The organism is Shewanella xiamenensis (assembly GCF_014647135.1).
GTDB classification, from domain to species: Bacteria; Pseudomonadota; Gammaproteobacteria; order Enterobacterales; family Shewanellaceae; genus Shewanella; species Shewanella xiamenensis.
In genome coordinates, this window is record NZ_BMOP01000001.1 from 363,056 (window position 1) to 377,303 (window position 14,248).

The 14,248-nt window shown below is 45.1% G+C and carries 14 protein-coding genes; 10 read left to right on the forward strand and 4 right to left on the reverse strand.

Annotation, left to right across the window (positions count from 1 at the left end; all coding sequences use genetic code 11):
* Positions 1-558: 558 nt before the first annotated feature.
* Entirely contained in the window at positions 559-1,734 is a 1,176-nt protein-coding gene (locus IEY09_RS01510) for an aromatic amino acid transport family protein (protein ID WP_188869586.1), read from the forward strand.
* 218 nt (positions 1,735-1,952) lie between these two features.
* Positions 1,953-4,109, forward strand: a complete 2,157-nt coding sequence (locus IEY09_RS01515; protein ID WP_037414864.1) for a S46 family peptidase — start codon at positions 1,953-1,955, stop codon at positions 4,107-4,109.
* A gap of 415 nt (positions 4,110-4,524) precedes the next feature.
* Here the strand turns inward: IEY09_RS01515 and IEY09_RS01520 are convergent, their stop codons facing one another.
* Together IEY09_RS01520 and IEY09_RS01525 are read right to left on the reverse strand one after the other, a co-directional pair.
* Positions 4,525-4,842, reverse strand: a complete 318-nt coding sequence (locus IEY09_RS01520) for a DUF3144 domain-containing protein (protein WP_037421448.1) — start codon at positions 4,840-4,842, stop codon at positions 4,525-4,527.
* A gap of 70 nt (positions 4,843-4,912) precedes the next feature.
* Positions 4,913-5,473 carry a pilus assembly FimT family protein gene (locus tag IEY09_RS01525; protein WP_037421445.1) on the reverse strand — a complete coding sequence of 187 codons (561 nt, stop codon included), beginning with the start codon at positions 5,471-5,473 and terminating at the stop codon, positions 4,913-4,915.
* Positions 5,474-5,633: 160 nt separating this feature from the next.
* Here IEY09_RS01525 and ung point away from each other — a divergent pair, with 160 nt between their 5' ends.
* Entirely contained in the window at positions 5,634-6,299 is a 666-nt protein-coding gene (ung, locus tag IEY09_RS01530; RefSeq protein ID WP_086023977.1) for a uracil-DNA glycosylase, read from the forward strand.
* A gap of 76 nt (positions 6,300-6,375) precedes the next feature.
* Here the strand turns inward: ung and ispB are convergent, their stop codons facing one another.
* Positions 6,376-7,347, reverse strand: a complete 972-nt coding sequence (ispB, locus tag IEY09_RS01535; RefSeq protein WP_037421455.1) for an octaprenyl diphosphate synthase — start codon at positions 7,345-7,347, stop codon at positions 6,376-6,378.
* Positions 7,348-7,620: 273 nt separating this feature from the next.
* Here ispB and rplU point away from each other — a divergent pair, with 273 nt between their 5' ends.
* The 7 genes from rplU (at position 7,621) to IEY09_RS01570 (ending at position 11,958) form a co-directional block, all read left to right on the forward strand.
* The gene (gene rplU, locus IEY09_RS01540) at positions 7,621-7,932 is read left to right on the forward strand and encodes a 50S ribosomal protein L21 (RefSeq protein WP_011073451.1); all 312 of its coding nucleotides are present in this window, start codon (positions 7,621-7,623) and stop codon (positions 7,930-7,932) included.
* Positions 7,933-7,946: 14 nt separating this feature from the next.
* The gene (gene rpmA, locus IEY09_RS01545; protein WP_007650346.1) at positions 7,947-8,201 is read left to right on the forward strand and encodes a 50S ribosomal protein L27; all 255 of its coding nucleotides are present in this window, start codon (positions 7,947-7,949) and stop codon (positions 8,199-8,201) included.
* A 213-nt stretch (positions 8,202-8,414) separates the two neighbouring features.
* Positions 8,415-9,581, forward strand: a complete 1,167-nt coding sequence (gene cgtA, locus IEY09_RS01550; RefSeq protein WP_037421441.1) for an Obg family GTPase CgtA — start codon at positions 8,415-8,417, stop codon at positions 9,579-9,581.
* A gap of 27 nt (positions 9,582-9,608) precedes the next feature.
* A complete protein-coding gene (locus IEY09_RS01555) occupies positions 9,609-10,370 on the forward strand; it encodes a threonine/serine exporter family protein (RefSeq protein ID WP_037421437.1) in 762 nt (253 codons plus the stop codon).
* Positions 10,367-10,840 carry a threonine/serine exporter family protein gene (locus IEY09_RS01560; RefSeq protein ID WP_037421434.1) on the forward strand — a complete coding sequence of 158 codons (474 nt, stop codon included), beginning with the start codon at positions 10,367-10,369 and terminating at the stop codon, positions 10,838-10,840. The genes IEY09_RS01555 and IEY09_RS01560 overlap by 4 nt, the downstream gene beginning before the upstream one ends.
* Positions 10,841-10,862: 22 nt before the next feature.
* Complete coding sequence (gene folA, locus IEY09_RS01565; RefSeq protein ID WP_037421431.1) at positions 10,863-11,345, forward strand: type 3 dihydrofolate reductase; 483 nt, start codon at positions 10,863-10,865, stop codon at positions 11,343-11,345.
* Positions 11,346-11,541: 196 nt separating this feature from the next.
* A complete protein-coding gene (locus tag IEY09_RS01570; protein ID WP_037426172.1) occupies positions 11,542-11,958 on the forward strand; it encodes a DUF3718 domain-containing protein in 417 nt (138 codons plus the stop codon).
* A 245-nt stretch (positions 11,959-12,203) separates the two neighbouring features.
* Here IEY09_RS01570 and IEY09_RS01575 read toward each other — a convergent pair whose 3' ends face one another.
* A complete protein-coding gene (locus IEY09_RS01575) occupies positions 12,204-14,225 on the reverse strand; it encodes a methyl-accepting chemotaxis protein (RefSeq protein WP_037430780.1) in 2,022 nt (673 codons plus the stop codon).
* Positions 14,226-14,248 lie beyond the last annotated feature (23 nt).

Below are 14,248 nucleotides of genomic sequence, written 5' to 3' on the forward strand. Positions count from 1 at the left end.
AATTCAACGGAATGGACTTAAGCATATGGAAGGTGTTTAAGTCCATTATCAGCGCGTTTGTGATGTTGCAAAGGCCAAATTAACCTTACGATGATTTTAATCGCGCATTTGGCGTATTTTCACAAAGGTAGCGATTTTGTTGGTTTGTATGTTTTCGTTTATCACTGCGCTATTGAGTTGTTACCATTAGGCGCGCCTTCTATCTTTGTTCACAACTGGCTTGCCCACTGGGATTGGCTCTGTTAATGTCCCTAGCTATCTTCTATTACGCGCGTTGTCGCTGTTTTGCTAAGGCAATCACGATTGAAATTAATGTCACTTTTCTGCAAACGATTTAGTTAGCCTCAATGGCTACTGGGTTGAAATATTCAATAGCTATTGGGGCCAATTGATCTGCTCTATTGAGATCGGATTGGATGCTTTAAGTTTAGTGACGCTTTTCGTTTGAGATTGCTGTTGGCTTAATCACAGAGTGCGCAAGGCTTTATCCTTCAAATCTACTCAAAAACCTTAAAAAAATAATTAATACTTGAACAGGATAATTGTGTGAATTCAAAAATGTTAGGCTCGATAGCCATCGTCGCGGGAACCGCCATTGGCGCGGGAATGTTAGCCTTACCGCTCGCTACGGCGGCCTTAGGTATGGTACCTGCTATTTTGTTGATGGTAGTGATTTGGGGGCTGTCAGCCTATACCTCATTGTTAATGCTTGAGATTAATCTTCGTTCTGGCGTGGGCGATAATGTCCATGCGATTACTGGCAAATTACTCGGTAAGAAAGGCCAAATGGTGCAAGGCGCATCGTTCCTTAGCTTACTCTTTGCCTTAACGGCGGCGTATCTAACAGGAGGCTCATCGCTATTAGTGCTCAAAGCGCAAAATATGTTTGATATCGTGTTAGATAACCAACTTGCGGTGGTGTTATTCACCTTAGTACTGGGCGGGTTTGCGGCATTAGGCGTGGCTTGGGTCGATAAAGTGTCGCGCTTTTTGTTCTCATTGATGATTTTATTGCTGATTGTTGTCGTGCTGTTTTTATTACCTGAAGTCAGTATTTCCAGTATGGCAACCAATGCGATAGCGCAATCCTTGACCAGCAGTTGGATGGCGGCGATCCCTGTGGTATTTACCTCCTTTGGTTTTCACGTGTGTATTGCAACCTTAGTGCGTTATTTAGATGGTGATGCCGCCTCGCTGCGTAAGGTATTGTTAATAGGTTCAACGATTCCGCTTGCCTGTTATATCTTTTGGTTGTTAGTGACCTTAGGCACTGTGGGGGGCAATGAAATCAGTGGCTTTAATGGTTCTTTGCCAGCGCTTATCAGTGCGTTACAAGAGATTGCCCATACGCCTTGGATCAGTAAATGTATTTCGCTATTCGCGGATTTAGCTTTAATTACCTCTTTCCTCGGGGTGACCTTAAGTTTGTATGATTTTGTGGCAGAACTCACCCGCGCTAAGAAGACCTTTTTGGGGCGGACGCAAACCTGGTTATTAACCTTTGTGCCGCCATTGTTATGCGCGCTCTATGTGCCCGAAGGCTTTGTTGCCGTATTAGGCTTTGCTGCGGTGCCGCTGGTGGTGATGATTATTTTTCTGCCGATTGTGATGGCGCTACGTCAACGTCAAGCCGTGCCCCAAGGATACCAAGTGTCAGGCGGAACATTTACCCTTGGACTTGCAGGTCTGTTGGGAGCCATCATTATTGGTGCTCAGCTATTTGTCGCACTTTAAACTGCGGCAATTGAGCGCATTTAAACTTGTAGTGCTTAGTTAATGTATTTGCTTTGTAAGCGAATTTTTCTGAGTCTGTTATAAAGTGCGTGCGATATGCTAAAGTCAGGCTCTATGCCTGACTTTTTACTTTCTGGCTGTCGGGTAAGTGATTCACATCATACGTAGAAATAGCCTCGCAAGCGCTCGGCTTTCTTTATCAAAACGGACTTAAGACAATGAAAAAATGGTTACTCTCAGTTGCTGTGGCGGCGAGTTTTGCTTCCCATGCTGACGAAGGTATGTGGCAGCCCCATCAATTGCCCGCAATGGCCGATGAACTCAAAGCGAAAGGCTTAGAAATTGATGCTAAATCAATCTCTAAACTTACCGAATTCCCGATGAATGCCGTGATAAGCCTTGGTGGCTGTACGGCATCTTTTGTATCACCCAAAGGCTTAGTGGTGACTAACCATCACTGCGCCTATGGTTCGATTCAATACAATTCTACTGCTGAGAAAAACCTGTTACAGGACGGTTTTTTAGCTAAAACCTTTGCTGATGAATTACCCGCAGCCCCAGGCTCACGGGTATATGTGACTGAAGATGTGACTAATGTTACTGAGCGCGTTAAAGCTGGGCTAGAAAACAAAACGGGCCGTGAGTTTTATCAAGGGATTGAAAACCAAGAGAAAGCTCTCGTTGCCGAGTGTGAAAAAGACGAAGGCTATCGTTGCCAGGTGTATAGCTTCCACGGTGGCTTGGAATACTATCTGGTTAAACAGCTAGAAATCCGCGACGTGCGTTTAGTCTACAATCCTGCGGGTAGTGTGGGTAAATACGGTGGCGATATCGATAACTGGATGTGGCCACGTCATACGGGCGACTATTCTTTCTACCGCGCCTATGTGTCTAAAAATGGTAAACCCGCAGAATTTAGCGCTGACAACGTGCCCTACGAGCCAAAGAGCTTCTTAAAAGTCTCTGCTAAAGGCGTGAGTGAAGGTGACTTTGTGATGGTAGCGGGTTACCCCGGCCGCACAAATCGTTATCGCACCGCGACTGAAGTTCAAAATGAGTTTGAGTGGGCTTATCCCGAAGGCAAAATGCTGCGTGAGCGCTTTATTGAAATCATTAAAGCAACTGCGCCAGAGGGCAGTGACGAGCGGATTAAGTATGAGAGCCAAATCGCGGGCTTAGCAAACTATGCTAAAAACTTCACTTCGATGATCGAGTTCTACGGCAAATCGACTATGTTGGCCGATCGTAAAGCCCTTGAAGCTAAACTGGCTGAGTGGATCGCTAAAGACAGCAGCCGTGAGGCTAAATACGGTAAAACCTTAGCCGAATTAGATGCCTTGATTGCTAAGAGCAAAGCGCACCAAGAACGGGATATGATTTTAAGCTACATCAGTAGCACCACTATGTTACCAACGGCGACGAATCTGTACCGTTTAGCCCATGAAAAGCAACTGCCTGATATGCAGCGTGAACCAGGCTTCCAAGACCGTGATATGACTCGCTTTAAGGCAAGCATGGAACGTATTGATCGCCGTTATGCCGCGAGTGTCGATAAGGCCGTACTCTTAGATATGCTAAAACGTTATGCCGCGTTACCTGAAGCGCAGCGTTTACCTGCGATGGATAAAGCCTTTGGTATCGATAACAAGGTTAACGAAGCTAAGCTTGCTAAAACCTTAGATAAAATGTACGCAAAAACCGAACTCGGTAATAAAGATGTGCGTTTAGCTTGGATGGAAAAATCGGTCGACGATTTTAAAGCCTCTAAGGATCCTTTTATTCAATTTGCGGTGGCCATGTATGACACCAATATGAGCGAAGAGAAGAAAGAAAAAGAATTAGACGGCGAGATGATGAAAATACGTCCGCAATATATGGATGCCATCATTGCCTATAATCTTGAGCAGGGTAAGCCCGTTTACGCCGATGCAAACTCTAGCCTGCGTGTTACGGTTGGCCATGTAAAAGGTTATTCGCCAAAAGATGGTTTAGTGGCTGTGCCATTCACTCGCCTCGAAGGCATAGTGCAAAAAGACACGGGAATTGATCCATTCGATGCACCGAAAAAGCAGTTAGAGCTTATTAAACAGAAGCAATACGGTGATTTCTATATGAAATCCATCGATTCTGTGCCTGTAAACTTCCTGTCGACCTTAGATACCACTGGTGGTAACTCAGGTTCACCTACCTTAAACGGCCGCGCCGAATTAGTGGGTCTGCTGTTTGATGGTGTATATGAAAGCATTATCGGCGGCTGGGCATTTGATAATGAGATTAACCGCTCTATTCATGTCGATAGCCGTTATATGTTGTGGGTAATGAAATATTTGGATGGTGCCGACAATCTCTTAGCTGAGATGGAAATCGTTAAATAATCCATTGCCGGATTAGCGTCACTGCGGTCAAAGCAAGACAATAAAAAGCGATAAACCCATAGGGCTTATCGCTTTTTCATTTTGAGATGATAAAACGACCCAATGCCTGCGTATGGTGGAAAGCGGTTTGGGATAGATATTCATTAGGTTGAGTTGCACACGCCCTAGTGCTCGCTAAATATCAAATACTGACTTTCGTTGCATTCACTCAACGAGACAGTAAATAGAAACTAATATTGATACTGGCTTAGGGTTTCTATTAGGGACTAATTCAGCAGTATCCAGTTTGAATTTAGCCCTAAATGTCTTGTGGTGTAGCGCTGATGTATTCACCTAAAGTGATCTGTAAGATAAGAAGATCACTGCAGCTTTGGTGGCACAAAAAATAGTGTGCCACTTCACCCTTAGCAGATTATCAGTTCTTAAAAATTTGGACAGAATCATCTATCTCTGCGGGTTCTTCCTGCATAACGGGTGGGTTGGCGATATGGTCGTCTAAATTATCACTCAGCATTTCACGGTATTCTGCGCTAAACCAGTCGAGTGCATTGTCTTTTTCTGCACCTAAATCGGCTGATTTAATCGCCGCTTCAAAAGCATTAAAACGAGCCGCCGCAAAACGCAGGGCGGTACCTACTTTGCCTACATCACCTTCTTGCTGGCTTAGCTGATTGGCTAAGGCAATAAATTGATCGGCAAGTTCAAAAATAGTGGTGTTGCTCGTGTCTGTCATAGCGCTTACTCAAAATAATTTATTGGTGGGCGATTCTATCCTAATTTCGATCGGAAGGAATCGCTAACTCTTAACTATTGGGATCTAAGTCTGTTGTGACGGTTCCCGTTCTTGAATCGTAATAAATGGATAATTTATCGTTAGCCCGATAAAAATATCGGCATTGATTAGGGTTGAGATAACTGGCTTTATAGTCTGTTTCTGTGGCATCAATATTGAGTCGTGAGACGCTCGGCTGCGCATTTTGGAATAACACTTCCCATACAGAGACACAGTCTTCCACATTATCTAATGAAGGTGATGCCTCATTGCCATAAATATAGTGTTGGGCAGGCCAACCGTTAGCATTAAAGTCCACTTGTTCAGATTGTGCTGTGCCAAATACGGGCAAATCTTCCTTGGGGCCTGAGCCTACTTTCACTGCCCAAACTGAACGCGCTAAATTTAAACCGGATTTAAATCCTGCGCCTGCGGCTTTGACTGTAGCTATCTGCGCATCTTGCTGCACATTGATAAACTTGGGCAAAGCCACAACGGCTAAAATTCCAAGCACAATAATCACTACAACGAGTTCAATTAAGGTAAAGCCTGCGGATTGTGGACTTGAGCCTTGTAAGCGGTCGCGGATCATTTATCTGAATGAATAGGGGATAAGTGCCGACACTATAGCACTTAATTGGTGGCATTTTAACTTGAACTATCAGCAGTTCAGGCGAATTAATCGTACAGTGAGCTTGTCATGGTTGCTTATCACTTTTAAGCTAACGGCATTGTAACTTAAGTAAGAGAAACTGATTTTGGCGACTTGGCAAGCATTTATCGACCATCAACGTACGCAGCCTTACTATCAACAGCTGATCGCATTTGTGAATCAACAGCGAGAAGCGGGCAAAGTGATTTATCCTCCGAAAGAGGATGTGTTTAATGCATTCAAAACAACGCCGCTCGAGCAAGTGCGTGTAGTGTTAATTGGTCAAGATCCCTACCATGGCCCCAATCAAGCCCATGGTTTATGTTTCTCAGTGAAACGAGGGGTTAAACCGCCGCCTTCGCTTGCCAATATGTATAAAGAATTGGTTAACGATATTCCGGGATTCCATATTCCCAACCATGGTGATTTAACGGCCTGGGCTGAACAGGGGATTTTGATGCTTAATACTGTCCTCACGGTAGAACAGGGGCAAGCGCACTCCCATGCCAATGCGGGCTGGGAAATTTTTACGACGGAAGCGTTAAAGCTGCTTAATGCGCAGCAACGTCCAATTATCTTCGTGCTGTGGGGGAGTCATGCCATCAAAAAAGGTGCTGTGATTAACGCGCCACAACACCAAATTCTATCGGGACCGCATCCATCTCCTTTATCGGCGTATCGTGGTTTTTTTGGTTGTGGGCATTTTTCAAAAGTGAATCAACTACTGATGGCTCGGGGCGAAGCGCCGATCCAATGGCAAGTTTAAGTTCCATGTTGTAAAGAATGCTAAAAATAAAAAGGCCTTGCTAAGCAAGGCCTTTTTATTGATTGTTCACAACAGCTTAGTGGTTGCGATCTACTGATATTTTCGCCAGTGAGACTAATGCGGTTTTAAAATCACTGTCAGGTAATGCCGCAAGTGCAGCAATCGCCTTATTTGATTCCTCAATGGCCTTTTGCTGAGTATAAGTGAGCGCGCCGCAATGATGCAGAGCGGCAACTATCTTCTCAATCGCATGGGTGCCATCACCTTGCTCAATCGCATGACGAATGAGTTGCTGCTCTTCTTCTGTGCCATGGGCAATGGCATAGATCAGCGGTAAGGTCGGCTTGCCTTCGGCGAGGTCATCACCGATGTTTTTACCTAACTCTTCACTGTCGGCGGTGTAGTCGAGCAAATCGTCGGTCAATTGGAAGGCTGTACCTAAATACTTACCATAATCGCCCAACGCCGTTTCTTGTTCAGGTGTGGCGCCCGCTAATACAGCGGCAAGTAAGGTTGCGGCTTCGAATAGCTTTGCAGTCTTACAGTAAATCACCCGCATATAGCTTTCTTCGGTAGTATCTGGGTCATTACAGTTCATTAGCTGTAATACTTCGCCCTCAGCTAATACGTTGGTGGTATCGGCTAGTACCCGTAATACTCGCATATTGTCGAGTTCAGTCATCATTTGGAATGAGCGGGTATAAAGGAAGTCACCCACTAATACACTGGCGCTATTACCAAAGAGCGCGTTGGCGGTTTCGCGGCCGCGTCTGAGGGTCGATTCATCGACCACATCATCGTGCAGTAATGAAGCGGTATGAATAAATTCAATAATCGCGGCAAGCTTAAGGTGGGCTTCACCTTGATAGTCGACGGCGCGAGCGGCGAGGACGGATAGTAAAGGACGAAGACGTTTACCACCACCATTGATAATGTAGAAACCTAGCTGGTTGATCAGGGCGACATCTGACTCCAGCTGTTTATAGATCAGCTGATTGACTGCTTGCATATCAGTGTCAGCCAGTTGACGAATAGCGTTTAAATCCATAATAGACTCTGGTTGTGGGGCCATTACGTACCCGGCCTGTATTTTAGGCTCACGTGTTATATAGAATGAATTTTACCTAAAATTCTGACATATGACAGTACTCACACTACTAATGTGCGAGTTATTCCGGCCTTTTTTTATTCTTTCCTAATTAGGGCTTGCCAGATAAGGATTCTTCGCGTAAACTCCGCGCCCATTGTCAATAAAGTTTTTGTAGCATCCTGCCCCCAAGAATGTGGGCCAGCATGTTAGGAATATCGGAGTAAAATAGCTATGTACGCTGTTTTTCAAAGTGGTGGTAAACAACACCGTGTAGCCCCTGGCCACACAGTTCGTTTAGAAAAATTAGAAGTTGCTACTGGTTCAACTGTTGAATTCGATCAAGTTTTACTGATCGCTGACGGTGAAAAAGTGCACGTTGGTGCTCCTTTAGTGGCTGGCGGTAAAGTCGTTGCTGAAGTAGTAAGTCATGGTCGTGGCGAGAAAGTAACTATTGTTAAGTTCCGTCGTCGTAAGCACCACGACAAGAAGTTGGGCCACCGTCAGTGGTTCACCGAAGTTAAAATTACTGCTATCAACGCATAATAGGAGTCTAACTCATGGCACATAAAAAAGCTGGCGGTTCTACTCGTAACGGCCGTGATTCAGAAAGTAAACGTCTAGGTGTTAAGCGCTTTGGCGGTGAATCAGTTCTAGCTGGTAACATTATCGTTCGTCAACGTGGTACTAAATTCCACGCTGGTGTAAACGTGGGTATTGGTCGCGACCACACTCTGTTTGCTCTGACCGACGGTAAAGTAAAATTCGAAGTTAAAGGTCCTAATAACCGTAAGTTTATTAGCATCGAAGCTTAATTTTCGAGTCTAGCTTATACTGTAAAGCCCCGCCTTTGGTGGGGCTTTCTGTTTTTTGTGCTTCTACTTACCTACGTTTCTGGAGCGATTTGATAAATCTTTATCAAATTAAGGGCGTTGACTGGTAAGATTGGGAGCAAGTATCTCGAGTTTTTTGGCGACCGATGAAGTTAAACGGTATAATTCCTTCATTCAGTGATGCCAGGAGTAAGTATGAAGTTTGTCGATGAGGCAGTAATTAGGGTCGAAGCAGGCGACGGCGGTAGCGGTTGCGTGAGTTTCAGACGCGAAAAATATATCCCTGATGGTGGTCCTGATGGTGGTGATGGTGGTGACGGCGGCAGTGTGTATCTGGAGGCCGACGAAAACTTCAACACCTTGATTGAATATCGTTTTGAACGTTTCCACATGGCTGAGCGCGGTGAAAACGGTCGTGGCCGTGATTGTACCGGCCATAGCGGTAAAGATTTGATTTTAAAAGTACCTGTGGGTACTCGTGCGATTGATCATGATACCGAGGAAGTGCTTGGTGATTTAACTACCCATGGCCAGAAGTTATTAGTGGCAAAAGGTGGTTTCCATGGTTTAGGTAATACTCGCTTTAAGAGCAGTACAAACCGTGCGCCACGCCAAAAAACCTTAGGTACTCCGGGTGAAGTGCGTAGCTTAAAATTAGAACTGCTGTTGTTAGCCGATGTTGGCTTGCTTGGTATGCCTAATGCGGGTAAATCGACCTTTATTCGTGCAGTGTCTCGTGCGACACCTAAGGTTGCGGATTATCCCTTTACGACATTAGTGCCTAACCTCGGTGTGGTTAACCCACGTCCAGGGCAAAGCTATGTGATCGCAGATATTCCTGGTTTGATCGAAGGCGCGGCAGAAGGTGCGGGTCTGGGTATTCGCTTCTTAAAGCATTTAGAACGTTGCCGTATTCTGTTACATATCATCGATATCGAGCCAATTGATGGCACAGATCCTGTCGACTCTGCCCGTGCAATCGTCGGTGAGCTTGAAAAGTATTCGCCAAAACTGGCAAGCAAACCTCGTTGGTTAGTCTTCAATAAGGCCGATCTACTGCTCGAAGACGAGCTAAAAGAAAAGGTTGACCGAGTTGTTAAAGAGCTTGGTTGGGAAGGTGAGGTCTACACTATTTCCGCCTATGGCCGCGATGGTACTAAGGAATTAGCGACTAAGCTGTGGGATTTCATCCAAAGTCTTCCTCCTGAAGATAAAGATGCAAATCCAGACGATGAAGTCGAATTCAAGTGGGATAATTATCATCAAGCTAACATTGAGTCCGTCAATGAAGATTATGATGATGACTTCGACGATGACTTTGATGATGATGACTACGATGTTGAAGTCATCTACCAAAGATAATATCCATATCTAAGTTTTGAGAGTTTCGTGTACGCAGATACTCAAAATGATATTACTCGGCAAGTTGTGCGAGTTGCACAACTCTTGCTGGCCTACGGTGCTGAATCTGATTTAGTTGAAGAAATCAGCCAGCGCCTAGGTCAGGCCTTAGGCTTAGCAAGTATCGAGCTTTCTATTTCCTCCAATTCCCTCGTGTTAACGAGTTTAGTTCATGGTCGCTGTATCACGACAACGCGTCGGATCCGTGAGCATGGCATTAACATGACCATAGTGTGTGAGTTACAACGTATTTGTTTACTTGCAGAAAAAGGCCTCTATGGCCCCAATGAAGTGCGCAAACGTTTAGCCCGCATCGAGCCTAAGACCTATCCTCCTTATCTTGTTATATTGATGATAGGCTTATCCTGCGCGAGTTTTTGTCATCTCTTTAATGGTGATGTCGCGGCTTCTATTATTACCTTTTTCGCCTCTGCAGTGGGAATGTCGGTGCGCCTTGCGATTGCAAAGCGGCATTTTAATTTGCTGGTGAATTTTGCGGTGACGGCATTTGTCACTAGCATGTTGGCGCAGACGGGTTATGTATTCAACTTGAGTGAGACTCCGCAGGCGGCTATGGCGGCCAGTGTATTAATGCTGGTGCCGGGATTCCCAATGATCAATGCGATTTCTGATATGGTTAAGGGGCATATGAACGTGGGCATTTCCCGTTGGGGACATGCAACATTACTGACGGTTTCTTCGGTCATTGGGATTACAATCGCAATGCAACTTGGTGGTATTTTTCTGTGATGGAATTACTGACTATTTTGCTACACGATGCCTTTTTTTCAGCGATCCCTGCCATCGGCTTTGCCATGGTATTTAATGTACCTAAACGCTTTTTAGTCTACTGTGCATTAGCTGGCGCAATTGGTCATAGCTCTCGCACACTTATGCTGCAATTTGGCTTACCCATTGAGTGGGCGACCTTTGCCGCTGCGGCCTTAGTGGGCACTATTACAATCGGGTTTGCAAAGCGTCATTTAGCGCCGCCGTTGATGTATGCAGTTGCTGCCATTATCCCCATGATCCCAGGTACTTATGCATTCAATACTGTGATTGCCTTAGTGCAACTCACGGCACAATCGCAGGTAAGCCAAGAGCTAACAGGCCAAGTGATTAGTAATGGGTTAAAAACAGTCTTTATTCTAGGGGCACTATCGGTTGGTTTAGCCTTGCCGAGTTTGTTGTACTTTAGAACCCGTCCAGTTATTAAATAAAAACAATTCCACAGGAGTGACCATGCGCATTGCTATGATAGCCGCGATGGCAAACAATCGAGTCATCGGAAAAGACAATAAAATGCCATGGCATCTACCCGAAGATTTACGCCATTTTAAAGCCATGACCTTAGGTAAGCCAGTTGTGATGGGCCGTAAAACCTTTGAATCAATCGGTCGACCTTTACCTGGGCGTCATAATATTGTGATTTCTCGCCAAGCGGATTTATTGATCGAGGGTGTAACCTGTGTCACATCATTTGAAGCTGCCAAAGAGGCGGCTGGCGATTGTGAAGAGTTGGTGGTCATTGGCGGTGGACAATTGTATCAACAGCTATTACCCCAAGCCGATAGGCTCTATCTAACTCAAATTAACTTAGACGTTGAAGGTGATACCTTTTTCCCTGCTTGGAAAAATGATGAGTGGCAAGAAACCGAATCCGTAGCGGCTATAAATGCTGATGGGCTGGAATATCGCTTTATCAATTTGGCAAAAAAATGTTAAATTATGTCGTTATGTTGTGTACCCTGTGCGTATGGATTGTCAATATGTCGAAGGTATTATACCGGCTAGGCGCCAGTAGGCTGAGATAACTGTGTTATCGAGAGCTATCTGGACCTGAGAGGTCAATTATCGTTAGATATAGACGCAGACCATACAAACCATAAAAAAATTATAAGAAAGTATTAAGGAGTATCGGATGCGTCTAATGCCTGTAGCCTTGGCTGCACTAATCGGATTTAGCTATGTTTCTGTGCCAACCTCGGCTAAAGCGAATGAAGCAGATCCGCTTGTTGCGAGTATTTGTGATTACGTTAAAGCGAACGATAAAAACCGCTTACGTAAAAAATTAAAAGAAAGTCGTGTTAAATTGCGCCAAGTTTACAGCGGAATTAGTTGTGACGGCCAAAGCTTACTACGTACCGCCTATGCCGTGAATGCGAATGATGCAGGTGAGTTTGTTGCTAAGCGGTTATCCGCCAACGAGCTAAGCGTACCAGAAGCGGATGGCATGACTATCCAAGCTTGGGCTGAGGCAAATGGTCATAGTGCCAGTCCTATCACTGCAGCGGTTAAAGAGCGTTTAGGTGCAGGCGCAGGCGGTGAAGAAGAGTAATAGCCTGTTTAATCATTTTCTCGCGTGCTTTTACATAGACAAAGAATAATACATAAAAAATGCCGAACTCAGTTCGGCATTTTTTATGGGTGTCGTTTAGGCCGTTTTTACCGAATATTGAGCTGAGTTCCGAAATTGCATTTATAGCATTTGGCTGCGGTATAGCCTGATAACCTAGTTCAAGGGAAAGCGCAAGCCAAAGAAAAGGGCCGCGACAGCGACCCTATTTATACCTGAGTGTTTGCTTACACTCTAAATTCACCGACAGAAGCTTGTAGCTCTTCGGCAAGCTTAGCCACTTGGTGGCTTGATTGGGCGGTTTGATCTGCGCCAATCGCGGTCTCTTCCGAAATTGCTGCAATATGTTCTAGTTTTTCAGACACTTGTTGGCTTACTAAATTTTGTTCCTGCGCGGCGTGGGCAATATGAGTGCCTGCATCATAGGCTTTATGCACCGACTGGCTGATGGTCTCTAGGGCAAGGTTGGCTTGTTCTGTTTTTGCTACGCAGGCATTGGCTTGGGCACGGCCCATATCCATCGCAGCCACTGCTTGCTGTGCCCCTTGCTGCAATACCTCAATCATTTGTTGAATTTCACGGGTCGAGACTTGGGTTCTTGATGCTAGGCTTCTTACTTCGTCGGCGACGACCGCAAAGCCACGGCCTTGTTCACCCGCCCGCGCGGCTTCAATGGCCGCGTTTAATGCCAATAGGTTCGTCTGTTCGGCAATGCCGCGGATCACATCCAAAATCGAGCCAATTGAGGCGCTATCCGATTGGACCTTGTTAATCACTTGGCCCGCTTTAGCCACTTCTTCCGCTAAGGCCAGAATAGTGTGTTTATTTTCCTCGGCAATAGCACGCATATGCTTAGCTTCTTGATCAGCTTGTTTAATTTGTGCGAGTGCATCATCGGCACTCATCGACACTTGTTGCGCGCTGGAGCTTAATTCTGTCGTTGCAGTAGCCACTTGATCGACTTGATTCTTTTGTTCTTGGATACCCGTGGTGGTTTGTGCGGTGATTGCAGAGGTCTGTTCAGCTGCGGCGGCAAGCTGGTTTGAACGATCTAAAATACCCGCAATTAAGCCGCGTAAACTATCGACCAAGCGATTACAGTTTTTGGCAAGTTCAGCAAACTCATCGTGACCTGAATCATCTAATTTATGGGTTAAATTACCTGAAGCGAGCACATTCAGCGCATTGTTTACTTGGTTCAGCGAGCGTTTTAGGGGCGTGACTACGGCAAAGCTGATAATAACGGCGACAACAATTGCGATAAGCACCACAATCATAGTGCGGATACTGGCTGCATCAATTTGAGCAATGGTTTCTTGGCTCATTTGTGCCGCAACCGCTTCGATATTATTGCTCACTTCTTCCATGTTACGATCGATGATTTTAGCGTCTTTCTCAATAATGCTGAGTTGATTCGATGCCGCCAGTGCGTGGTTCAGCTGGCTCGCTTTGAGTTGCACCATAGAATCTGAGCCTTCGAGGAGTGCCAGTACTTTTTTAATATCTTGGTTAATCGATTCTAAGGTATCAGCTTCAATAATACCCTGCGCATGGCGGTTAACGTATTCGAGCTTATTTTTGCTTTCGCTAAGAATGTAATCAAGTTCCTTGGAAATGAGTTCGTGTTTACTCATTTCTTCGTTTGTCACCAAATCAGCAATGGTGGTGATGATATTCCCCATGCTGCTATCAATTGCACTGGCTGAAGCTGCAAGACTCTGGGCATCAGGGTTTTGGCTATTTTCTAAATCGATAATATCGAGCAGTACCGATGAGGCATCATCGGCGGCATTTTCGAGTTTCTTTTTTAAATTGATAAGCTGTTCTTGTTTGCTTAACGCGGCTTCTCGCTCGGTAAGCATGGCCAAACTATCCCGCTCAAAGGTAGAAAAGCTTGTATTTAATTGAGAAATCAATGATGACAAGTTGTTTTGCTTTTGAACAAGCTGGTTGAGATTGCTGATCTCATTTTTAAACTGGGCGCTATGGTCGTTAAATACTTTACGGATATCGGGAATGAGCCGAGATTTTGGGGCATGGTAAGCGATTAATACTTGACGCTGTTGCTCACTTAGGGACTCGGTTAAATGATTGGTCGATTTTAGGGCTGGTAGGCTGAGTTCTTGCATCATCGCCGAACTATCTTTGAGGCTAATGTTTGTCAGGTAAGAGGTAAATCCTAACAACACAAGTAAAAGCGTGACTATGCTAAACCCGCCAATGACTCGGGTGGCTACATTAACTTTCATAGGATACTCCGGTTATTATTATA